The sequence below is a fragment of the Naasia sp. genome (assembly GCF_025465545.1).
GTDB lineage: Bacteria > Actinomycetota > Actinomycetes > Actinomycetales > Microbacteriaceae > Naasia.
This window is the reverse complement of record NZ_JAODMK010000003.1, coordinates 73,465-95,793: the sequence shown is the minus strand read 5'-3', so window position 1 is coordinate 95,793 and position 22,329 is coordinate 73,465. Positions and strand designations below refer to the sequence as shown.

Genomic DNA, 22,329 nt, shown 5'->3' with positions numbered 1-22,329 from the left:
GTGCCTCCGTTCCGCTGCGGCTCGCTCTGGACGGCGGGCGGGTGGCGCTCGCCGTGCTCGCGGTGCAGCAGGCGGACAGTGTCGCGCTCAGCGGCCTGCTGATGGCCGCGCTGCTCGCGCCGAGCGTGCTGGTCGCGCCGCTCGTCGGGGTGCTGCTCGACCGCTCGCGTGCGCCGCGCCTGCTCGTCGCGGGCGGTGCCGCCGTCTCGGGCGTCCTGCTGGGGGTCTCCGGGCTGCTCGGCATCCTGCCGACCGCCGTCGTGGTGGGAGCGCTGCTCGTCGTCGGCTCGTGCAGCCCGGTCTTCATGGGCGGGCTCAGCGGCTTCGTCGCGGATGTGATCCCGGGCGAGGAGCGTGCCTTCGCCACCGACGCGCTCTCCTACAACATCGCCGGGGTGGGCGGACCGGCGATCGCGGCGCTGCTCGTGACCCTCGCGGACGCGCGGGTCGCCGTCGAGGTCCTCGCCGGTCTGGCGCTCCTCGGCGCCGCCGCACTTCTGCTGCTGCGCCTCCCGGCCCGGCCGACTCGGAAGGATCCCGGTTCGGTGCTGGGCGACATCGGCAGCGGCATGCGCTACCTGGTCGCCCACCGTCCCCTCGCCGTCGCGACGCTGTCCGGCACCCTCACCCAGATCGGGGCAGGGGGTCTCGCCGTCGTCGCGTTGGCCCTCGGCGTGGAGCGCGCCGGCTCCCTCGACGCGGCCGGCTGGATCGTGACCGCATTCTCCGTCGGCGGTCTGGCTGGCGCGCTCCTCACCGCGTGGCGGCCTCTCCGCCGCTTCGACGCGCCCACCCTGATGCTCGGCAGCTTCGTCGGGACGGGCGTCGGCACGCTGTTCGCCGCACTGCTGCCCGGCTACCCCGCGACCCTTCTCGCCATGGGCGCAGCAGGTCTGTTCGTCGCGCCAGGAGTGGCGGCGATGCTCCTCATCCGGCAGAGGGAGAGCCCTGCGGCGCTGCGATCACAGGTCTTCACCGTGGGCGCCGGCCTGCGCGGATCCGCCGCCGCGATCGGGGCGGCCGGCGCCGGCCTGCTCGCCGGACTCGGCGGCACGACCCTCACGGTGCTGATGGCCGTCGTGTGGATCGGGTCGGGCGCGATCCTGCTCGCCTATCCCCGCAACCCCGTTCAGCTGGTCGAGCACGCGGCGTAGCGTTCAAGGATGAACCGACTCGCCGACGCCGTGAGCCCGTACCTGCGCAGTCACGCGGACAACCCCGTCGACTGGTTCCCGTGGGGCGAGGAGGCGTTCGAGGAGGCCCGGCGCCGCGACGTGCCGGTGCTCGTCTCCATCGGCTACGCCACCTGCCACTGGTGCCATGTGATGGCCCGGGAGAGCTTCAGCGATCCGGAGCTCGCCGCGTCGCTGAACGAGCGGTTCGTGGCGATCAAGGTGGATCGCGAGGAGCATCCGGACGTCGACGCGACCTACCTGGCCGCGGCAGGCGTGTTCACCGCCAACCTGGGCTGGCCGCTCAACGTCTTCACGACGCCCGAGGGCAGGGCGTTCTTCGCGGGCACCTATTCCCCGCCGGTGGCGATGATGGGACAGGCATCCTTCCGGCAGGTCCTCGACGCGGTGGAGGACGCCTGGAGCCAGCGGCGCGACGACGTGGAGAAGAGCGCCGCCGATCTCGCCGGGTTGCTCGTGACGCCCCCGTCGCCGCCGCCCGAGCGGACCGACATCGACTTCTCCGCGGTGGTCGCCGAGCTCCTCGGCCACGAGGACCGGCAGTTCGGCGGCTTCGGTGGCGCACCGAAGTTCCCTGTCACTCCCGTGCTCCTGTTCGCGCTGCGCGCGAGCCGGGCGGGCGTCCTCGAGCCTCCCGTCGCCGAAGCGGTGGACGCCCTGGTCCGCCGCACTCTCGACGCCATGGCGGCGTCCGGGCTGCGCGACCCGGTGGAGGGCGGCTTCTTCCGCTACGCCACCCGCCGCGACTGGACGGAGCCGCACTACGAGCGGATGCTCTACGACAACGCGCAGCTGCTGAGGGCATATGCGGAGGTGGGGAACGAGGAGATCGCCGCAGGCATCGTCGCGTTCCTGGCGAACGTCCTCCGCCGCGCCTCCGGCGCCTTCGGCTCGGCCCAGGACTCGGAGAGCATCCTGGACGGGCAGCGCAACGAGGGCGGCTACTACGTCCTGGACGCCGCCGAGCGCCGCCACCAGCACGCCCCCGCCGTCGACGGCAAGGTGCTCACCGGCTGGAACGGCCTGGCGATCGGGGCGCTCGCTCGAGCGGGAGCGCTGCTGGGCAGGGCCGACTGGGTCTCGCTCGCCGCGGTGGCCGCGGACGCCGTGCTCGCCACCCGGCGATCCGACGGCACCCTGATCCGCGCCGTCCTGGACGACCGCCCGTCTGCCGCCGCGGCGACGCTCGAGGACTACGGGATGCTGGCGCGCGGGCTGCTCGACCTCGCCCTCGCCGGCGGGGAGGTGCGCTTCGCGGTCACCGGTCGCGAGCTCCTCGACACTCTGCTCGCCGAGGGGGAGTCCAGCGGAACCGTCTTCGCCGTGCCGGGCGGCCCTGACGCCACGCTCGCGCGACGCGGGCTCGCGCTGCCCTCCGATCCGGGCGAGGGCGCCTATCCGTCCGGGCTGAGCCAGGCGGCCTCCGCGGCGCTGCTGCTCTTCGAGCTGACCGGCGAGGAGCGCTACCGACGGGCGGCGGCCGACGCCCTCGCCCCGATCGCGGCGCTCGCCGCCCAGCGGCCGATCTCGCTGGGAGGGACCCTCGAGGTGCTCGCCGAGCTGATCGGTCGCGGGAGGGCACTGCTCGTGGTGGGTGCCCCGGAGGCGGAGCTCGCCCAGGTCGCGCGCTCCGGACGCCTTGAGCTGACGGCCGTGCTGTCGGACGCCCAGGCCGCCGCCTTCGCGGAGGCGGGGTTCGCGCTGTTCGAGGGCCGCGCATCGCGGAACGGCGCGGCGACGGCGTACCTCTGCGAGGACTTCGTGTGCCGGCTGCCGGTGACCGGGGCCGCTGCGCTCGCGGCGCTCCTCGCCGGCGGGGACTGACGGCACGAGTCCGGGCACTCACGTCCGAACCGAGTGCCGGCGGACAGCGGCGACGAACCGGACCGACCGGCGGCAGCCGCGGCTACGCTCGCCCTGTGACGCCGGAGAGGATCGCCCTGCTCGAGCAGCTCCGGCGTGCCCGGGACCTGATGGACCGCGACTACGCCCGACCGCTCGACGTGCCCACCATGGCGGCCGCGGCCTGCATGTCGCCTGCGCACTTCTCGCGGCAGTTCACCGCCGCCTATGCGGAGACGCCCTACGGCTACCTCATGACCCGGCGGATCGAGCGCGCGATGACCCTGATGCGGAACGGCACGAGCGTGACGGACGCCTGCATGACCGTCGGCTGTACCTCCCTCGGCTCGTTCAGCTCCAGATTCCGCGAGCTCGTGGGGGAGACCCCGAGCGCCTACCGCGCCCGGCAGCACGCCGCCGCGGAGGCCATGCCCGCGTGCATCGCGAAGGTCCTGGGCCGGCCGCGGCCGCTGCGCGGGCAGCCGTCCCGTGCCCAGCCGAGCAGGATCGGAGAAGCCGTCTCGGCGTCCGCTCTCTAGCGTGAAGCCATGACGATCTCACTTCAGTACACCCACATCACCGTCAACGACGTGGACGCCGCCGTGCCCTTCTACCGGGACGCCCTCGGCCTGGAGGTGCTGCAGGACGTGAGCTCCGGCGGTCACCGCTGGCTCACCCTCGGCACGGACGCCCAGCCGGGCCTCGGCATCGTGCTGAGCGATCCGCACGCCGGTCGGTCCGAGGCCGACGGCGACGCGCTGCAGGAGCTGCTGACGAAGGGCGTGCTGCCCAACATCGTGTTCAGCTCCGACGACGTGGACGCGGCCTTCGAGCGGGTGGCCGCATCCGGCGCCGAGGTCCTGCAGGAGCCCGCCGACCAGGGCTGGGGGCCGCGCGACTGCGCATTCCGCGACCCGTCCGGCAACACGGTCCGCATCGCCCAGTCCCCGCAGTGACCCGAGGCTCTCCCTGGCTCCCCTCGGACAGGACGTTCTCGCCCGGAACGGGCTGTCTCAGACCCAGGAGTAGCTCCACACGTGGAGCTGCCAGAACCAGAACGGCGTCTGCATGCCGGTCCACTCCGGATAGAAGAATGCGCTGAGCAGCACGACGAGGACCAGGAACACCAGCGCGAACCGGCGGACCACCGGAAGTCGCTCCGCCGGGAACGGGGACGTCCCGAGGTGCCCGGTGAGGGTCCCGAGCACGGCGACCAGAGCGAGCAGCAGGTACGGCTCGAACACGATCGAGTAGAACTGGAACATCGTCCGGGTCGGGTAGAGCAGCCACGGCAGGTAGCCGGCCGCGACCGCGACCAGGATCAGGCCGTCGCGGGCTGCCCGGTAGCGCGCGAACCGGTAGACGAGGTAGCCGGTTGCCGCGACCGCCGCCCACCAGAGCAGCGGATTCGCGATCTCCCACACGATCTCGGAGCAGTAGCCGTACTGGCAGCCGTTCTCTCCCGTGCCGCTGCCCCGGTAGTAGATCTGAGTGGGCCGGCCGAGCAGCGGCCAGAGGATCGCCGGCGTCGCATACGGATGAGTGGCGCTGAGGCCGGTGTGGAACGCGTAGATGGTCGCGTGCCAGTGCCAGAGGTTCTGGATCGCATCGGGCACCCAGGCCAGGAGCCCCGTCCAGCGCTCGCCGCCCCGGTCGATCCAATTGCGGTCGTAGCCCCGCGAGCTGAGGAACCAGCCGGCGAAGCTGGTGAGGTAGGTGGCCAGCGCGACCGGGACCATCCAGAGGAAGGCGAGCGGAGCCGTGCGGAGGAGGGTGGCGGGCAGCCAGCGCGGCACTCCTGCCCGGCGGCGGGCCAGCGCCTCCACGACCACGGCGTAGACCGCGAACGCCGCCAGGTAGTACAGCCCCGACCACTTGACCGCGCAGGTGAGGCCGAAGGCGAGCCCGGCGGCCAGCAGCCAGGGCCGCCAGGCCAGCGGCGGCCCCCACCCGAAGGATCCGCCGCTCGCCAGCCGGTCCTCCCGCCACGCGGAGAGGCGCGCGTCGAGCGCGCGCCGATCGAGCAGCATCGCCCCGAAGCCGGCGAGGGCGAACAGCAGCACGAAGTTGTCGAGCAGGCTCACCCGGGACAGCACGATCGCCTGCCCGTCGATCGCGAAGAGCCCGCCGGTGAGCACGCCCATCGTGGTGCTGCGGAAGAGCGAGGTGGCGATCAGGGTGAGCAGCAGCACGGCGAGGACGCCGGCGACCGCCACGGAGATGCGCCAGCCGAACGGATTCGTCGGACCGAATACCGCGATCCCGAGCCCGATCAGCCACTTGCCGAGCGGCGGATGCGCGATGTACTGGGCGTTCTCCGTGAAGTGGTCGACGCTGCCCGCGTTGAACGCGTCGTCCGCCTTGGGCGGCCACGAGCCCTCGTAGCCGAGATTCAGCAGAGTCCAGGCGTCCTTGACGTAGTAGGTCTCGTCGAACATCAGGACGGCCGGATGGCCGAGCGCCCAGAGTCGCAGCACCGCGGCGAGCACGGTGACCCCGAGCGGTCCCGACCAGCGCCATGCAGCGCGCCGGCTCTCCCGCCGGAGCTCCCGCGCAGGTGCGAGGACGGCGGTCGGGCTCAGCACCGCCCCATGATAGGCGGGCGCGGCTCTGGGAGACTGGAGCCGTGCTCGTCCTCGCCGCCACTCCGATCGGCAATCTCGGCGATGCCACTCGCCGGCTCGTCGACGCGCTCTCGACCGCGACCGTCGTGGCGGCGGAGGACACGCGGGTGGCGCAGCGGCTGCTCGCGGGCCTCCGCATCGACAATCGGCCGAGACTGATCTCGCTGAACGATCACAACGAGCGGGAGCGGATCGCGGAGGTGCTGGCGCTCGCGGCGCAGCAGGATGTGCTCCTCGTCAGCGACGCAGGCATGCCGACGGTGTCCGATCCCGGCTACCGGCTGGTCGCCGCCGCAGTGGAGGCAGGCATCGCCGTGACGGTCCTTCCCGGCGCCTCGGCGGTGCCGACCGCGCTCGCCGTCTCGGGGCTGCCGACCGACCGCTTCGCGTTCGAGGGATTCCCGCCCCGCCGCGGCGGGGAGCGGCGCGCGCTGCTGCGGGACCTGGCGCGGGAGCCGCGCACCCTGGTCTTCTTCGAGTCGCCGCAGCGGCTCGCGGACTTCCTCGCCGACGTCGTCACCGAGTTCGGCGCGGATCGGCGTCTGGCGGTCTGCCGCGAGCTCACCAAGCTGCACGAGGAGGTCCTCCGGGGGACCGCGGCCGAACTGGCCGCGTGGGCGGAGGGAGGCGTCCGCGGCGAGATCGTGGTCGTGATCGCGGGCGCCCAGCCGGTGTCCGTGAGCTCTGCGGATGGCGTCGCGCAGGTGATCGCGCTCGTCGCCTCCGGTTCCCGCCTGCGGGACGCGTCGGCGGAGGTGGCCGACGCGACAGGCCTGTCCCGCCGCGAGCTCTACGAGGCCGCCCTCAAGGAGCGCCCCTCCCGCTGACCGCCCGCCGCGGCGGCTCGCTGCGCCGGCTCCCGCCGAGCTGTGCAACCGTTCGGCCAATGTGCAACCGCACGCCGTTGCGCCTTGGCCGGAGCGTTGCGGTCCTCGAGAGATGGTGGGCGTCAGGGCTTGCGGGCGATCACCCAGCGGAAGGTGTTCGAGAGCCGGTACCCGCCGTCCGGAGTCCGGAACGGCTCGGCGGCGTCCCGGATGACCCGCGCGATCGTTCCCGGAGCGGCGATCGGTGCGCCCTCGAGGACTCCTGCATCGAACTCGAACGTGTGCACCAGGGCCGCCTCGTCGCGCAGCTCCAGGGACGAGGCCACCTCGCCGGTCGCCTCCACCGTGAGGCCCGCCGTCGTGAGCAGATCCTCGAGCACGCCGGGGTCGCCCACGTACGATCCCGGCTCCTCCTCGCCGGCCCCGTTCCCGCTCTCCCCCGCGGGGTCGTCGTCGCCCTCGCTGACCTCGTCGTCGAAGTCCCTGTCGAGCAGGGCCAGCGCTCGGCCCACCACATTCACGTCCTGATCCGCACGGGGACCCCAGCTGCAGAGCCCCAGCCTGCCGCCTGGCGCAAGGACCCGCACCGCCTCCGCTACCGCATCGTCGGCGTCCTCCGCGAACTGCACGGCGTTGGTGCCGGTGACCAGGTCGAACGACGCATCGGGGAAGGGAAGCGCCTCGAGATCGCCCTCCACGAAGTCGGCACCAGGCGCCGCGGCACGCGCCACGGCGACCATGGTCGGGGAGCTGTCGATGCCCGTCACCCGGCACTTCCGTTCCACGGCGAGCGCCCCGAACTCGCCCGTGCCCGACGCGAGGTCGAGCAGCCGGGCGCCGGGCGGAGGCGCGAGCGCGGCGAGGAGCGCCCGCCGCGCGGGCTGCATCAGAGGAGCCCACGCCTCCTGCCACCGCTCCGCCACCGCGGGCAGCAGCCAGGGGGAGAGATCCTCCTCGATCGGCTCATCTTCGGCCACCCCGCCAGGCTACGCACCGCAGTGCCGGGGCAGAAGTGCGTCACCGTAACGTCGCCGGGGCGCAACAGCGCCGGAATTAGGATGGTCGGCATGTCTTCCGGCGCGTCCTTCTACCTCACCACGCCGATCTTCTATCCGAGCGACGTCCCGCACATCGGGCACGGCTACACCGAGGTGGCCGCCGACGTGCTCACCCGCTGGCACCGGCAGGCGGGCGACGACACCTGGCTGCTCACCGGCACGGACGAGCACGGCCAGAAGATGCTCCGCACCGCGACCGCGAACGACATGACGCCGGGCGAGTGGGCCGACAAGCTGGTGCAGAGCTCCTGGCTGCCGCTGCTCGACACCCTCGACATCGCGAACGACGACTTCATCCGCACCACCCAGGAGCGGCACGAGACGAGCGCACAGGCGTTCCTGCAGAAGCTCTACGACGACGGGTTCATCTATACCGGCGACTACGAGGGCTTCTACTGCGTGGGCTGCGAGGAGTACAAGCAGTCGAGCGAGCTCGTCGAGGGCACAGGGCCCTTCGAAGGCCAGCGGGTGTGCGCCATCCACTCGAAGCCGGTGGAGCTCCTGCACGAGCGCAACTACTTCTTCCGGATGAGCGAGTTCCAGGGCCGCCTGCTGGCGCTCTACGAGGAGCGGCCCGACTTCGTGCAGCCGGAGAGCGCCCGCAACGAGGTGGTCTCGTTCGTCAAGCAGGGCCTCGCCGACCTGTCCATCTCACGGTCGAGCTTCGACTGGGGCATCCAGGTGCCCTGGGACCCGTCGCACGTCGTCTACGTCTGGTTCGACGCACTGCTGAACTACATCACCGCCGTCGGCTACGGGCGCGACGATGAGCAGTTCGCGCGTCGCTGGCCGGGCATCCAGCTCGTCGGCAAGGACATCCTCCGCTTCCACGCAGTCATCTGGCCGGCCATGCTGATGGCTGCCGGACTCGAGGTCCCCAAGCACGTGTTCGCGCACGGCTGGCTGCTGGTCGGCGGCGAGAAGATGTCCAAGTCGAAGCTCACCGGCATCGCGCCGACCCAGATCACCGACGTCTTCGGCTCTGACGCGTTCCGCTACTACTTCATGCGCGCCATCACCTTCGGCCAGGACGGCTCGTTCAGCTGGGAGGACCTGTCCGCCCGCTACCAGGCGGAGCTGGCGAACGGCTTCGGCAACCTCGCCTCGCGGGTGCTGGCGATGGTCGCCCGCTACTTCGAGGGTCGCGTCCCCGAGCCGGGCGGGTACGAGGCGGCGGACGAGGCCATCCAGCGAACGGTTGCCGCGGCCGCCCAGGACGCGGATGCGGCGATCGAGCGCTTCGCGATCAACGAGGCGCTGGGCGCCGTCTGGACGATCGTCGAGGAGCTGAACGGCTACATCACCGAGCAGGCGCCCTGGGTGCTTGCCAAGGATCCGGCGCGTCGCGAGCGCCTCGGCACCGTGCTCTACACCGCCACCGAAGGACTCCGCGCCCTCGCCGTGCTGCTCTCTCCCGTGATCCCGCAGGCGACCGCGAAGCTCTGGACGGCGCTCGGCGCGGAGCCGCAGCTCGGCCCGCTCGCCGAGCAGCGGATCCGGGCCGCGGGGGAGTGGGGGCAGCTCCCCGCGGGCGCAACGGTCGGCGCCCTGGTGGCCCTCTTCCCGCGCATCGAGCAGGAGATCGGAGCCTCCGCGTGAGCGACGCGACCGGCTACGTGCGGCGCCGCGACACCACCGCGGAGCACGGCGCCTCGCGCGATCTCAGCTACCCGCCGCTCCCCGAGGCGCTCACGGTGCCGGTGTACGACAATCACACCCACCTGGAGATCGCCGACGGCGAGAATCCCATGGACTACCTGGAGCACCTCGACCGCGCCTCGAGCGTGGGAGTCCGAGGGGTCGTGCAGGTGGGCGGCGACCTCGAGACGAGCCGCTGGTCGGCCGAGGTCGCCGCGAACGAGCCGCGCATGCTCGCCGCCGTGGCGCTGCACCCCAACGAGGCGCCGAAGTACGCCGCCGCAGGCACCCTGCAGAGCGCGCTCGAGGAGATCGCCGAGCTCGCAACGCGACCCCGAGTTCGGGCGGTCGGGGAGACCGGCCTCGACTTCTTCCGCACCGGTGAGGAGGGGCGCGGCGCGCAGTACGAGAGCTTCGAGGCGCACATCGACATCGCGAAGCGCTTTGGACTCGCCCTGCAGATCCACGACCGGGATGCGCACGACGAGGTGATCCGCACCCTGCTCCGCGTCGGGGCGCCCGAGCGGACCGTGTTCCACTGCTTCTCCGGAGGCCCCGCACTCGCCCGGGTCTGCGCGGACAACGGCTGGTACACGAGCTTCGCCGGCAACGTCACCTTCAAGAACGCGGAGCCGCTGCGGGAGGCGCTCGCGCTGATGCCCCGCGCGCTGCTCCTCGTCGAGACGGACGCTCCGTTCCTCACCCCGATGCCGCTGCGCGGCCGGCCGAACTCGCCCTATCTGATCCCGCACACCCTCCGCGCCATGGCGGCCCACGTCGGGACCGACGTCTCGATGCTCGCCGCTCAGATCTCCTCCAACACGGAGCTGGTCTACGGCTCCTGGACCGACGACCCGCCCGTGCCGGACGAGGACGGTCCCGCCCCGTCCGACCTGGCATGAGCGAGCCCGGCCGAGGTCTGCTGGGTCCGGCCGAGATCCGCGAGCTCGCCGCGCGGCTGGGCGTGCAGCCCACCAAGAAGCTCGGCCAGAACTTCGTGATCGACCCCAACACGGTCCGGCGGATCGTGCGGATCGCCGGAGTCCAGGCGGGGGAGAGCGTGGTGGAGGTGGGGCCCGGGCTCGGCTCGCTCACCCTCGGCCTGCTCGAGCAGGGCGCGCGGGTGGTGGCGGTGGAGATCGACGGACGGCTCGCCGATGAGCTCCCCCGCACGGTGGCGGGGGCCGCGGGCGAGGAGACGCAGTCGCGGCTGCAGGTCATGCACGCCGATGCGCTCCGGGTGCAGGAGCTCCCCGACCCGGTGCGGCTCGTCGCCAACCTCCCCTACAACGTCTCCGTCCCGGTGCTGCTGCACTTCCTCGAGACCTTCCCCACCCTCGGCTCGGGTGTCGTGATGGTGCAGGCCGAAGTCGGCGAGCGGATCGCGGCCGTCCCCGGATCCAAGGCCTACGGCTCGCCGTCGGTGAAGGCCGCATGGTACGGCTCGTTCCGGCTCGCCGGGCAGGTGTCGCGACAGGTGTTCTGGCCGGTGCCGAACGTCGACTCGGTGCTCGTCGCCTTCACCCGCCACTCGACGGCGGCCGGGCCGGAGGAGCTGCGGCGCCCGACCTTCTCGCTGATCGATGCCGCGTTCGGGCAGCGCCGCAAGATGCTCCGCCAGTCCCTCGCGGGGGTGTTCGGCGGCTCCGATGCCGCATCGAGTGCGCTCACCGAGGCCGGCGTCGATCCGACCACCCGCGGGGAGCGCCTCCTCGTCGCCGACTTCCTCGCGGTCGCGCGCCTGCTGCCCCCTCCGCCCGCGGCGGCCTCCTCGACCGCGGAACCAGCAGGGCTGGGGCCGGGTTAGGTTGGAGGCATGAGCGCGTCGGCCCCGTCGGTGCACGTGAAGGCACCGGGCAAGATCAACGTGTTCATGCGCGTGGGGAGCCTCCAGGAGGACGGCTACCACGAGGTGGCCACCGCATATCAGGCGGTGTCCCTGTGCGAAGAGGTTCGCGCGTCCCTCGCCCCCGACTTCTCGGTGGCCTTCGACGGACCGGTCGACTGCTCGCGGCTCGCCACCGACGGCTCCAACATCGCCATCAAGGCGGCCCGCCTGCTCGCCCGGGCGGCCGGCTACCGCGGCGGCGTGCACCTGGACATCACCAAGCGCGTGCCGATCGCCGGCGGGATGGGCGGCGGCTCGGCCGATGCCGCGGCGACTCTCGTCGCGTGCGACGCGCTCTGGGCGACCGACGTCGGGCGCGACACCCTGCACTCGCTGGCGGCCAAGCTCGGAGCCGACGTGCCGTTCGCGCTGGCGGGCGGCACCGCGATCGGCACCGGCAAGGGCGACCGGCTGAGCCCCGCCCTCGCCAAGGGCCAGTTCCACTGGGTGCTCGTGCTCGCCGACTCGGGGATGAGCACGCCCCGGGTCTACGAGGAGCTCGACCGACACCGGGAGCGGCACGCGCTGGACATCTTCCCTGCGAGCGTGCAGCCCACTGTGGACGCCGGAGTGCTGCAGGCCCTGCGCGCGGGCGACCCGCACATGCTCGCCGAGTCCCTGCACAACGACCTCCAGGCGCCCGCGCTGCACCTCGCGCCCACCCTGTCGGGCGTGCTCGAGCTCGGGGAGCGCAACGGCGCCCTCGCCGGGATCGTCTCGGGATCCGGGCCGACGATCGCCTTCCTCGCCGCGGACCTCGACTCCGCCATCTCGCTGCAGATCGCGCTGTCCGCCGCCCGCATGCGGGTGCTCCGCGTCACCGGCCCGGTCGTCGGCGCGCGAGTGATGGCCGAGTGAGCGGCGTTCTGCCGCAGGACCGCAGTTGCGCCGGTCGGCGCGCTGGCGCGGAGTCTCAGCGCGTGTAGCGGACGACGTCGACGCCCGGCAGATGCCACTCGTCGGCGGGATGGAAGCCGAGAGGCAGCACCCTCGCGGCCACCTCGGGCCGTCCCTCCGGCCGGTCGCTGGTCACCAGCCACACGGAGTCCGCAGCGGACAGCCGGTGCAGCGACTCCTCCAGCGGTTCACGGGTCTCCCAGAGGCCACCGCTTTCCCTGGCCGGGGTCTCGAGGGTGACGTCGATCATTCCCTCGAAAGCCTGCGGGTAGGCGTAGGCGATCACGCGAGTGGTCGCGCTGGGATGCCGGAGCACCGGGCCGTAGACGATGGCGTCGACGGTTCCCCCGCGCTCCGCCGCTCGCTCCCGGGCCACCAGCGCGGCGACCGAGCTCCAGGAGGAGTTCTGCTTGGCGTCGGGCTCCCGCAGCTCGAGCAGGGTCGGGAAGGCGAGGCCGATCACGCAGGCGACCGCGACCGGAAGCGATGCCCGCCCGGGCAGGGCGGAGAATGCGATCGCGGCCAGCACTGCGGCGGGTGCCGCAGTGAAGGTCAGGTAGCGCGGCGAGTAGAGCGGCTCGAGGACCGCACTGCCCACCAGCAGGGCGGCGAGCGGCACGAGCAGTGCCGGCGCGAACAGCTCGACCGGGGTGGGACCCTCGCCGCCGCCCACCGATTCGGGGCGCGGGCGGTGCAGCGCGGCCGAGGAAGCGAGGCCGAGAGCGGCGGCGACGGCGCCGAGGACGACCACCGCGAGCCAGACGTTGTTCCCGAACAGCTGCTGCATGAGGACCATCCGGATGGAGGCCGGCCCGAGTGGCAGGATCCAGGAGATCTGCTTCGACTGGGCCACGATCAGCGCGGCGAGCGGGGAGAGGACCAGCGCCGCCGCGGCGGAGGAGATCGCCCAGCCCAGTGCCGTGCGGCGGATCCGGGGAGCCCCCCGGAGGGCCATCAGGAGGAGCGTCACCCCGCTCGCCAGCACGGCGAGCGCGAGGTACAGGAAGATCGCGCATCCGATCGCTGCGGCGAGGCCGTAGGCGGCCCACCAGGCGATCCGCACGCGCGGGGTGGCGGTGGCAGTCCGCGCAGCGTGGGTGAACAGGGCGAGGAGTGCCACGGCGAGCGCTGCCGTCAGCGCGTACGATCGGCCCTCCCCACCGGCCCAGACCACCCGGGGAAGCACGGCGAACATGATGCCGGCGGCGATGCCCACCCGCCGCGGGACCAGGATGCGCAGGAGTGCCACGAGACCCGCCGTCGCCACCCCGACGGCGACCGCGCTCGGCAGCCGCAGGGTGAAGGGCGAGTAGCCCACGAGCTCGAACCACACGTGCAGGCCGGCGTAGTAGAGGCCGTGCACCGCGTCCACCGTGCCCAGCATCCGGACGAGCTCGGGCCAGGTCCGGGTAGCCGACACGATCGTCGCCGCCTCGTCGTACCAGACCGACGGCACCCAGGACAGGGCGACCGAGAGGGCGAATGCGGCCGCGCCGAGCACGAGCGCGTCCCACCGTCCGGCCCGTCCGGCCCGGGCGCCGGTCGTGCCGTAGTGGGGCGGCGCCTCGAGCAGAGTCGCAGCCATGGGCCGGAGCCTAGGTGGCCGCCAGGGGAGGAGTCTGTGAGCGGTGCCAGGGGAGCCGACGGTGCGGCGGCAGTCTCAGCCACGAGCCGACCAGGACGACGATCAGCGCGAGGAGGAGCGCGATCGGAAACGTCCACAGGGGTGGCGCGAACAGGCGAGTGGTGAGGGCAAGTGGCACGGCGAACCACTCCGCTCGGCCGGACATCGCCACGAAGGGCACGAGGAGCAGCCCGTACCAGGGATACCGGGGACTGACGGCGAGCAGGGTCGCTCCGACCATCACGGTCTGCCCCACCCAGGGCGTGTCGGGATCCGTTCTCCCGAGCACGAGCCCCGCGAGGATCGCGAGCACCGCGGCCACCACGAACGCCGCCGCCGGACCCGGCACGATCGGAGGGATCAGCACGAAGCGGGTGCCGCTCTCGTAGCCCTCCTCGGACAGATAGCCCGGCAGGTAGCCGAGCACCCCGATGCCGGTGCTCAGCACGTACGGCACGTAGAGCACGGCGAACGTGGCCGCGGACGCGACGACGAGGGGCAGCGGTCGCCGGCGAAGCATCGCCGGCGCCACGATCACCGGGATCAGCTTCGTGGCGATCGCGGCGCCGAGGGCGATGCCGCCCCAGACCCGGCGCCGCCGGGAGACGAGCAGCACCGCCGCGAGCGCCAGAGCCGCGCCGAGCACGTCCACGTGTGAGTTCGTGATCCCCTCGGATGCGACGAGCGGGCACCAGCCCCAGAGGGCCGCCCAGCGGGGATCGAGTGCGCGGGCGCGAAGGGCCCGGAGCAGCATCGCCGTGACCGCGAGCACCACCACGAGTCCCGCGATCTGGAACGGCAGAAAGCCCGCCGTCGCGGGGACCGCTGCGCGCACGAGCAGAAACCACAGCTCGGCGAGCGGCGGATAGATGGTCGGCACGGTAGGCCGGTTGAGCGCCGTGCAGAGCGGCTGGCCCGTCCCCAGCTCGGTGGTCGCCCCGATGCGCTCGCCGCGGCAGGCCGCGGTCCCGTCGGCGGTGGGAATCGGGTCGGGGAACAGCCAGGACGGCCGGAGGTCGGCGAGAGCGGGATCCACCGGGACATGGGCGTAGGGGGAGATGCCCGCCTTCTGCACGATGCCGTCCCACGCGTACCGTGCGGAATCGGTGCTCGTGTTGGGACCGCCGAGGAGCGCCGCGATGCCGATCAGGAGCGTTCCGCCGAGCACCACCCAGGGCACGATGCGCTCCGGCGTGCGGCGCAGTGCGACGATCGCGCCGGCGAAGAGGAGCCAGCAGGCGGTGAGGCAGAGGAGCATCGGGATCGAGTCGGAGCGGGTGAAGAACTGGCCCCGGACCCGCTCGAAGGTGTCGAAGGCCAGCACCGCCCAGCCCGTGACCGCCGCGAGGGCGAGCACGAGGGTGACCGGAACAGCGAGGCGCATCCGCTCATCCTGGCGGACGTCCCACCGGATGGGCCGTCCGCTCCGAACAACTGTTTCCCAGCGCGTCCGGCGCTGTGCGGGGGAGGAGGAGCGCGATGAGGCGTCTGCTGCTCGATCTGCGCCGTGCGGTGGCCTCCCCGGCACGGAATCCGCGCAAGGCGGTCGTGATCGGCCGGCTGCTCGGCAGCGCCTTCGTGCTCTGCTTCCTGACCGGACTCGTGAGCCACTACCTGCAGCATCCGGAGCCATGGATGGCGTGGACCCCGCGACCCGAGTGGGGCTACCAGCTCAACCAGGGCGTGCATGTGACCACCGGGCTGCTCTGCATCCCCCTGCTGCTCGCCAAGCTCTGGGTGGTCTATCCGGACCTCTTCCGCCTGCCCCTGATCGGCGGCCTCGGCAGCGTGCTCGAGCGCGGCTCGATCGCCATCTTCGTGGGCTCGACCCTCGTGCAACTGGCGATCGGGGTGCTGAACACCTACCAGTTCCTTCCCCTGCCCTTCTACTTCCTGCAGGTGCACTTCGCACTGAGCTTCGTGATTCTCGGCTCGCTCGCGCTGCACATCGCCGTGAAGCTGCCGATCATCTCCCGCTATTGGCGCCGCCCCGCCGACGGCGACGAGGGCGCGCTCGAGGTGCCGGAACAGGTGCCCGAGCCCGCGATCGCCGCGCCGCCCGGCCGCGGCGTCACCGGCAGGGCGATGGCCTTCATCGATGCGACGCCCGCGCCTCCCGCGAAGGTCAGTCGCCGCGGACTGCTCGCCGGGGTCGGCCTGTCCGCGGCGGCGCTGCTGATGCTCACCGTCGGGCAGACGCTCACTCCGCTCGACCCGCTCAACCTGTTCGCGCCGCGCAAGAAGGGCACCGGCCCGCAGGGGCTGCTCGTCAACCGCACCTCGGCGCAGGCCGGGGTCGCAGACGCTGCCACCGATGCTGCCTGGGCACTCACCGTCACCAACGGAGAGCGCACCATCGCGCTCACCCGGGCCCAGCTGCTCGCGTTACCCCAGATCGACGCCGCGCTGCCCATCGCGTGCGTGGAGGGCTGGAGCCAGACCGCCACCTGGCGAGGCGTGCGGCTTCGTGAACTCGTCGGCCTGGTCGACGCGGATCCGGGCGCGGAGCTCGAGATCCGGAGCCTGGAGCGCAAGGGCGCATACAAGACCACCCGGATGGCGGCCGAGTACGTGCGCGATGACGAGACCATGGTGGCGCTGGCGGTGAACGGCGAGCCGCTCCATCTCGAGCACGGCTACCCGGCGCGCATCCTTGCCCCGGGCCGTCCCGGCGTGCTGCAGACCAAGTGGCTGGACACGATCGAGGTGCGCGCATGAGGGCCATTCGAATCGTGCTCGGGCTGGTCGGCGCCGCCACGATCGGCGGCGGTGGGCTGCTGCTGCTCAGCACCCAGCGGCCCGATCAGCTCCTCGGCTTCGTGCTCTGGCTGATCGGCGCGATTCTCGTGCACGACGGCATCCTCGCCCCGATCGTGCTCGGCGTCGGGCTGCTGCTGCGCCGCGCGGGCCGCCGGATCCCCTGGGCGATCCTCGGCATGGTCCAGGCGGCGCTGATCGTGGGCGCGGTGCTGACCCTCGTCGTCGCGCCAGAGATCTACGCCCAGAGCCGGAGCCCCGGAAATCCGACCGTCCTCGTGGGCGACTACGCCGCGCGCCTGGTCGGTCTCTGGGCGGTGCTCGGGGTGCTCGTCACCGTGGCGGCGGCCGGGTACCTGCTCCGCCGCCGCCGTCGCAGGCCAGAGGGCGCGCCAGCCTGAGGCGAGGCCGCGCGCCCTCCCTCGCCGCCGGGTTTCGCCCAGCAGGCAATTCGCACTTGGGCAGGCAATACACCCCCGGTTCCGGGCCCCGGAGTGCGTTCTGCCTGCTGAGCGAAAGGGCGCCGCCAGGCGGTGCCCCCGGACTGCCAGGCGGCGCGGGGCAGCCGCGAGCCAGTTCCCGCCCTCAGGCGTCGACGAGGGCGGAGCGGGTGAGGCGGGCGTCCGTTGCGGCGAGCCGGGCCAGCACCCGGGCGACGCGGCTGTCGGGAACCGCCTCGGCGACCTGCCAGAGGTCGGCGGCGCGGTCGATGTCGGTCAGCTCCTCGAGCAGGCGCACGGAGCGCCCCGAGCGGCGCAGCCGGATCAGCTGCTCGCGGCCGGTCTCCTCGGTCGACATCGGGACGCCGCGGATGAGGCTTCCGTCGGGCTCCCGCATGCCGAGGGCCCAGAAGCCGCCGTCGGTGGCGAGGCCCAGCCAGGAATCGGCGGTGGAGCGCGGGTCGAGCAGCGGCGCGAGCAGCTCGGCCGTGACCTGCGGCGTGTCCATGCCGATCAGTGCGGTCGGCCCGTCGCAGAGATCGAAGACCGCGGCGAGGCGGGTGTCGAGGCCGCCGGGCGCCTGGGGGAGCACCTCCCACCCGCGCCCCTCGGCGGGAACGTGGCGGTGGTCCCCGTCGAAGTACAGGATCCGCCGGTCCACGCGGATGCCGCCCACGGCGGCGAGCGTGTCGGCCAGGCTGGCCGAGGCGAGCTCGGCCGCCTGCTGCGGGGAGAACGGGGGCGACAGGCGGGTCTTCACCCGTCCGGGCAGGCATGCCTTGGCGATGACGATGAGTGTGCTCACGCGAGGGCCTCCCAGCCGAGGACGGTGGTGCGCACCTCGCGCAGCAGCCGGGACATGTCGGTGACCGCCTGCACGGTGCCGCGGAGCGTTCCGGTCACCTTCGAGCGGCCGAGGCGCGGCGAGTAGCCCACCGGGACCTCGTCGATCTGCCACCCCGAGTCCCAGGCGCGCAGGAACATCTCGAGCGGGTAGCCGCTGCGCCGGTCGAGCAGGTCGAGGCCCAGCAGAGCCTCACGCCGGGCGGCGCGCATCGGGCCGAGATCGTGGACCGGCAGCCCCGTGAGGCGTCGCAGGCGGCGGGCGAGCTCCGCGTTGGCGATGCGGGCGTGGACCGGCCACGAGCCCGCGGCGGTGGGCATCCGGCGGCCGAGCACGAGGTCGGCCCGTCCCTCCAGGACGGCCGTCGTGACCGAGGGCAGCTCGGCCGGATCCATCGATGCGTCGGCGTCGCAGAACGCGACGATGGGCGCCGTGGCGGCGACGAGCCCCGCGTGCGCCGCGGCGCCGAAGCCCCGCCGGGTCTCCGGGACGACGGTCGCTCCGGCCTCCCGGGCGATGCGTGCCGAGTCGTCGGTCGAGCCGTTGTCGACCACGATCGCGCGGTGGCCGGGGGGCATGCGGGACAGCACCCAGGGGAGCGCGTCCTGCTCGTTGAGGCACGGCAGGATCACGTCGACGCGTGCCGGAGAGTCCATGGGGGCGAGGTTAGGGGCGCTTTCCTGGCCGTCCGCTGAGCGTTCGCTTGATGCGTCCACAGGTTCACTTTCGGCCGGAAGGGAGATTTCTGGGAGTCCGCCCAGTGCTCCCGTCCTTCACCGAGGCAGGTCCGAACCCTCCTCGTCCCACACCAGACTGCAAAGGATCGAACCTCATGAACAAGCTCACCAAGACCCTCGTCGGAGCATCCGCCGCCGGCATGCTCGTCGCTTCCCTCGCCGCCTGCTCCAGCCCGAGCGCCTCCGGCACCGAGACCGGCGCATCGTCGGCCCCCGCCTCCTCGGCCGCTGCTCAGCCCGAGCCGCTGGCCTCGATCCCCAAGCTCTCCGGCAAGGACACGCAGGTCACGCTGGACGCCGACTTCGGCGCGGCGCTCGCCTCCCTCAAGCTCACCCCCGGCGTGCTCGGCAGCGCCACCCTCACGGACGGCGTGCTCGCCTTCCCGATCACGGGCGGCAACGTGGACTACTACGACCCGGCAGCGGACTACCGCCCCTACGTCCAGGGCGAGATCGACCACGTCGGCTCCGGCATCTCGCTCACCGCGGGTGACACCGTCGTCGAGCTGACCGACTTCGTCATCGACCCGGGAACGTCGCGCCTCACGGGCACGGTCACGGTCAACGGCAAGGTCGCCGGCGAGGACGTCTTCATCTTCAACCTCGACGGAAGCACCCTGAAGCCCCTCGAGACCGACTCGGACGGCAACGCCGTCCTCGAGGGCACCCGCGTGCTCATCTCCGCCGACGCGGCGCCTCTGCTGAACGACACGTTCGGCACCGACGCGATCAAGCCCGACATGCTCGTCGGCATCGCGAAGATCACCGCGGCCGCCGCCTCCTGATCGACCGCACCATCCCGGAACGGGAGTCCGCCTTCGGGTGGGCTCCCGTTCTTGCGTCCCCGAATGCCGGGGCCTCCCGGCTCAGCGCGCGCTGCCGGGGACCGCGGCTCGCAGAGGAGCGGTGGCGAACTCGCGCGTCCCCTCCTCGAAGCTCACCCGGCTCGTCCAGCCCAGCTCCGCGCGGAGCCGATCCGAGGAGGCGGTGATGTGCCGCACGTCGCCGAGCCGGAACTCTCCGGTGACCACCGGAGCAGGCCCGCCCGACGCGAGGCTCAGCTGCTCGGCCAGCTCCCCGACGGTGTGCACGGTGCCGCTGCCCACGTTGAACGGCCGCGACGTGCCGGACCGCGCCGTCACCGTCCAGTCGAGCGCCGCCAGATTCGCGCGGGCGACGTCGGCGACATGCACGAAGTCCCGCCGCTGCCGTCCGTCCTCGAAGACCCGCGGCGCCTCGCCCCGTTCCAGCGCAGAGCGGAACAGCGACGCCACCCCCGCGTACGGCGTGTTCTGCGGCATTCCGGGCCCGAACACGTTGTGGTAGCGCAGCGCGGCGACCGTGCCGCCCGTCGCGATCGCCCAGGCCAGGCCGAGATGCTCCTGCGCCAGCTTGCTCGCGGCGTAGGCGTTGCGCGGCTCGGTCGAGTCATGCTCGGTGATCAGTACGGGCTCGAGCGGGTGACCGTCGTCGAGGGGGTCGAACCGTCCCGCCTCCAGGTCCTCCCGGCGTCGCGCAGGCGGCCGGCGGCTTCCGTCGGCGCCGCGGTAGAGGCCCTCCCCGTAGACGACCATCGACGAGGCGAGGACCAGGCGTCCGATCCCGGACGCCGTCATCCCGGCGAGGAGCACTGCGGTGCCGAGGGCGTTGCTCGAGACGTAGTCCGGCGCATCGGCGAAGTCCGCCCCGAGGCCCACTTTGCCCGCCTGGTGCGACACCGCGTCGACGCCGACGAGCGCCCTGGCGACGGTCTCGGCCGAGCGCACGTCCCCTCGCATCACCTCGACGCCCTGGGGCAGGTCGGGCTCGCCGCCGTGCACGTCGGGCCGGAACGAGTCGAGGATCCGGACGCGCCGGCCGGAGTCGAGTGCTGCGGACACCACCGCGCTGCCGATGAATCCCGCGCCGCCGGTGACGAGGAGGATCCCGCTCATCGCCGCAGCCCTCGATTCGATCCCGCTCCTCTATATGGGGCGGAGAGCGCGATCGGGGGCGCGAGGAGTGCCATCGGGCCAGTCTCCCAGTCCTGCACTGCCCCCGGGGCCCCGTAGGGTTTTGGGGTGGCGCACCTGTTGGGAGCCGAACGGCTCCACCTCGAGTTTCCGACCAAGGTCGTGTTCGACGAGGTGACGATCGGCGTCGCCGAAGGTGACCGGATCGGCATCGTCGGCCGCAACGGCGACGGCAAGTCCTCCCTCCTGCGGATGCTCGCCGACGATCTCCAGCCCGACGGCGGGCGAGTGACCCGGCGCGGCGGCGTGACGGTGGGCGTCCTCACCCAGCGCGACACCGTCCCGGATACCACCACGGTGGCCCAGGCCATCGTCGGCGAGACGCCCGAGCACGAGTGGGCGGGCAACGCGCGCGTGCGGGACGTGATCGGCGGTCTCGTCTCCGATCTCCCGTGGAACGGGGTGGTCGGCGATCTGAGCGGCGGTCAGCGCCGCCGGGTCTCGCTCGCGGCCCTGCTGGTGGGGGACTGGGACGTGCTGCTCCTCGATGAGCCGACCAACCACCTCGACGTCGAGGGCATCGCCTGGCTCGCCGACCACCTGAAGGGGCGCTGGTCCGCGTCGTCCGGCGCGCTCGTCGTGGTCACCCACGATCGCTGGTTCCTCGACGAGGTCTGCACCGCGACCTGGGAGGTGCACGACCGGATCGTCGAGCCGTTCGAGGGCGGCTACGCGGCGTACGTGCTGCAGCGGGTGGAGCGGGACCGCTCCGCCGCGTCGAGCGAGTCGAAGCGGCAGAACCTGATGCGCAAGGAGCTCGCCTGGCTCCGTCGGGGTGCCCCGGCCCGCACGGCGAAGCCGCGGTTCCGCATCGACGCCGCCAACCAGCTCATCGAGAACGAGCCGCCGGTCCGCGACTCCGTGTCCCTCGCTCAGCTGGCCACCTCCCGGCTCGGCAAGGACGTGGTCGACCTGGAGCGGGTCTCCTACCGCTACGACGCGGACGGCCGCGAGGTGCTGCACGACATCGAGTGGCGGATCGCGCCGGGCGAGCGCACCGGGATCCTCGGGGCGAACGGCGCGGGAAAGAGCACCCTCCTCAAGCTCGTGTCCGGCGAGCTGCAGGCGACGAGCGGGCGGGTGAAGCGCGGCAAGACGGTGCGCATCGCGGTCCTCACCCAGCAGCTGGACGAGCTCGACGCGGTCGCGAACGAGCGGGTGAGCGACGTGGTCGGCCGCCTCCGCACGGGCTATGTCAGCGGCACCGGCTCCTCCGCCGTCGAGTTGACGCCCGGTCAGCTGCTGGAGCGTCTCGGCTTCTCGACGGTGCAGCTGGCGACGCCGGTGAAGGACCTCTCGGGCGGCCAGAAGCGCCGGCTGCAGCTGCTGCTCATCCTCCTCGACGAGCCGAACGTGCTGATCCTCGACGAGCCCACCAACGACCTCGACACCGACATGCTGGCCGCCATGGAGGACCTGCTCGACTCCTGGCCCGGCACGCTGCTCGTCGTCTCGCACGACCGGTACCTGATGGAGCGCGTGACCGATCAGCAGTACGGAGTGCTCGGCGGAGCGCTGCGCCACCTGCCGCGCGGCGTCGAGCAGTACCTCGAACTGCGCAAGGCGGCGCCGCACGCCTCCGGGCCCGTGCGGGCGGCGGGTGTCGCTCCCGCGGCGTCCGCCTCGCCGTCCGCGCTCACCGGAGCGGACCGGCGCGGGGCCGAGAAGGAGGTGGCCGCCGCGGATCGCAAGCTCTCCCGGATCGGCGCCGACCGGGCCGCACTCGACGAGCGGATCGCCCAGCACGATCAGAGCGACTACGAGGGGCTGATCGCGCTGCAGCGGCAGCGCGCCGAGCTCGACGCCCAGGAGGAGGAGCTCGAGTCGCGCTGGCTGGAGCTCTCCGAGCTCCTCGAGGGCTGACCCGCGCGGTCCCCTCCCGGCCCCAGCGGTCGGTCCAGTTGCCACTCGATGCCGCTATTCGGGCACTGAAGCGACATCAAGTGTC

The 22,329-nt window shown here is 72.5% G+C and carries 20 protein-coding genes; 13 read left to right on the top strand and 7 right to left on the bottom strand.

Features of this window, described 5'->3' with window-relative positions:
• Positions 1–41 precede the first annotated feature (41 nt).
• From JWR33_RS01115 to JWR33_RS01100, 4 genes are all read left to right on the top strand, one after another.
• On the top strand, positions 42–1,154 hold the full coding sequence (locus JWR33_RS01115; RefSeq protein ID WP_297408633.1) for an MFS transporter: 1,113 nt from the start codon (positions 42–44) through the stop codon (positions 1,152–1,154).
• Between the two features lie 9 nt (positions 1,155–1,163).
• Entirely contained in the window at positions 1,164–3,017 is a 1,854-nt protein-coding gene (locus tag JWR33_RS01110) for a thioredoxin domain-containing protein (protein WP_297408632.1), read from the top strand.
• 95 nt (positions 3,018–3,112) lie between these two features.
• Complete coding sequence (locus JWR33_RS01105) at positions 3,113–3,574, top strand: helix-turn-helix transcriptional regulator (RefSeq protein WP_297408630.1); 462 nt, start codon at positions 3,113–3,115, stop codon at positions 3,572–3,574.
• A 9-nt stretch (positions 3,575–3,583) separates the two neighbouring features.
• Complete coding sequence (locus JWR33_RS01100) at positions 3,584–3,991, top strand: VOC family protein (protein WP_297408628.1); 408 nt, start codon at positions 3,584–3,586, stop codon at positions 3,989–3,991.
• A gap of 57 nt (positions 3,992–4,048) precedes the next feature.
• On the opposite strand, the gene JWR33_RS01095 is transcribed toward JWR33_RS01100, so the two are convergent.
• Positions 4,049–5,620 carry a phospholipid carrier-dependent glycosyltransferase gene (locus JWR33_RS01095; RefSeq protein WP_297408627.1) on the bottom strand — a complete coding sequence of 524 codons (1,572 nt, stop codon included), beginning with the start codon at positions 5,618–5,620 and terminating at the stop codon, positions 4,049–4,051.
• Positions 5,621–5,661: 41 nt separating this feature from the next.
• On the opposite strand from JWR33_RS01095, the gene rsmI reads away from it, so the two are divergent.
• Positions 5,662–6,486 (top strand): 16S rRNA (cytidine(1402)-2'-O)-methyltransferase, encoded by an 825-nt coding sequence (gene rsmI / locus JWR33_RS01090; RefSeq protein WP_297408626.1) that lies wholly within the window; start codon positions 5,662–5,664, stop codon positions 6,484–6,486.
• Positions 6,487–6,608: 122 nt separating this feature from the next.
• Here rsmI and JWR33_RS01085 read toward each other — a convergent pair whose 3' ends face one another.
• Positions 6,609–7,463, bottom strand: coding sequence for a class I SAM-dependent methyltransferase (locus JWR33_RS01085; protein ID WP_297408625.1), 855 nt, complete (start codon positions 7,461–7,463; stop codon positions 6,609–6,611).
• Positions 7,464–7,553: 90 nt separating this feature from the next.
• Between JWR33_RS01085 and metG the strand changes: the two genes are divergently transcribed.
• From metG to JWR33_RS01065, 4 genes are read left to right on the top strand one after another with little or no spacing between them, the layout of a single operon-like run.
• Positions 7,554–9,143, top strand: a complete 1,590-nt coding sequence (gene metG, locus JWR33_RS01080) for a methionine--tRNA ligase (protein ID WP_297408624.1) — start codon at positions 7,554–7,556, stop codon at positions 9,141–9,143.
• Positions 9,140–10,084 (top strand): TatD family hydrolase, encoded by a 945-nt coding sequence (locus JWR33_RS01075; RefSeq protein WP_297408623.1) that lies wholly within the window; start codon positions 9,140–9,142, stop codon positions 10,082–10,084. Before metG ends, JWR33_RS01075 begins: the two co-directional genes overlap by 4 nt.
• On the top strand, positions 10,081–10,989 hold the full coding sequence (gene rsmA, locus JWR33_RS01070; protein ID WP_297408622.1) for a 16S rRNA (adenine(1518)-N(6)/adenine(1519)-N(6))-dimethyltransferase RsmA: 909 nt from the start codon (positions 10,081–10,083) through the stop codon (positions 10,987–10,989). The genes JWR33_RS01075 and rsmA overlap by 4 nt, the downstream gene beginning before the upstream one ends.
• Before the next feature lie 9 nt (positions 10,990–10,998).
• On the top strand, positions 10,999–11,928 hold the full coding sequence (locus JWR33_RS01065) for a 4-(cytidine 5'-diphospho)-2-C-methyl-D-erythritol kinase (RefSeq protein ID WP_297408621.1): 930 nt from the start codon (positions 10,999–11,001) through the stop codon (positions 11,926–11,928).
• Positions 11,929–11,983: 55 nt separating this feature from the next.
• On the opposite strand, the gene JWR33_RS01060 is transcribed toward JWR33_RS01065, so the two are convergent.
• Positions 11,984–13,552, bottom strand: coding sequence for a glycosyltransferase family 39 protein (locus JWR33_RS01060; RefSeq protein WP_297408620.1), 1,569 nt, complete (start codon positions 13,550–13,552; stop codon positions 11,984–11,986).
• Positions 13,553–13,562: 10 nt separating this feature from the next.
• Complete coding sequence (locus JWR33_RS01055; protein ID WP_297408619.1) at positions 13,563–14,975, bottom strand: glycosyltransferase family 87 protein; 1,413 nt, start codon at positions 14,973–14,975, stop codon at positions 13,563–13,565.
• 95 nt (positions 14,976–15,070) lie between these two features.
• Here JWR33_RS01055 and JWR33_RS01050 point away from each other — a divergent pair, with 95 nt between their 5' ends.
• Together JWR33_RS01050 and JWR33_RS01045 are read left to right on the top strand one after the other, a co-directional pair.
• Positions 15,071–16,309, top strand: a complete 1,239-nt coding sequence (locus tag JWR33_RS01050; RefSeq protein ID WP_297408618.1) for a molybdopterin-dependent oxidoreductase — start codon at positions 15,071–15,073, stop codon at positions 16,307–16,309.
• Positions 16,306–16,749, top strand: a complete 444-nt coding sequence (locus JWR33_RS01045) for a hypothetical protein (protein ID WP_297408617.1) — start codon at positions 16,306–16,308, stop codon at positions 16,747–16,749. The genes JWR33_RS01050 and JWR33_RS01045 overlap by 4 nt, the downstream gene beginning before the upstream one ends.
• 184 nt (positions 16,750–16,933) lie before the next feature.
• On the opposite strand, the gene JWR33_RS01040 is transcribed toward JWR33_RS01045, so the two are convergent.
• The gene (locus JWR33_RS01040; RefSeq protein ID WP_297408616.1) at positions 16,934–17,593 is read right to left on the bottom strand and encodes a DUF2064 domain-containing protein; all 660 of its coding nucleotides are present in this window, start codon (positions 17,591–17,593) and stop codon (positions 16,934–16,936) included.
• A complete protein-coding gene (locus JWR33_RS01035; RefSeq protein WP_297408615.1) occupies positions 17,590–18,288 on the bottom strand; it encodes a glycosyltransferase family 2 protein in 699 nt (232 codons plus the stop codon). Before JWR33_RS01035 ends, JWR33_RS01040 begins: the two co-directional genes overlap by 4 nt.
• Positions 18,289–18,464: 176 nt before the next feature.
• Here JWR33_RS01035 and JWR33_RS01030 point away from each other — a divergent pair, with 176 nt between their 5' ends.
• Positions 18,465–19,154, top strand: coding sequence for a hypothetical protein (locus JWR33_RS01030; protein WP_297408614.1), 690 nt, complete (start codon positions 18,465–18,467; stop codon positions 19,152–19,154).
• An 81-nt stretch (positions 19,155–19,235) separates the two neighbouring features.
• Here the strand turns inward: JWR33_RS01030 and JWR33_RS01025 are convergent, their stop codons facing one another.
• Positions 19,236–20,303 (bottom strand): NAD-dependent epimerase/dehydratase family protein, encoded by a 1,068-nt coding sequence (locus JWR33_RS01025; protein ID WP_297408613.1) that lies wholly within the window; start codon positions 20,301–20,303, stop codon positions 19,236–19,238.
• A gap of 126 nt (positions 20,304–20,429) precedes the next feature.
• Here JWR33_RS01025 and JWR33_RS01020 point away from each other — a divergent pair, with 126 nt between their 5' ends.
• A complete protein-coding gene (locus JWR33_RS01020) occupies positions 20,430–22,244 on the top strand; it encodes an ABC-F family ATP-binding cassette domain-containing protein (RefSeq protein WP_297408612.1) in 1,815 nt (604 codons plus the stop codon).
• The last annotated feature ends 85 nt before the right edge of the window (positions 22,245–22,329 follow it).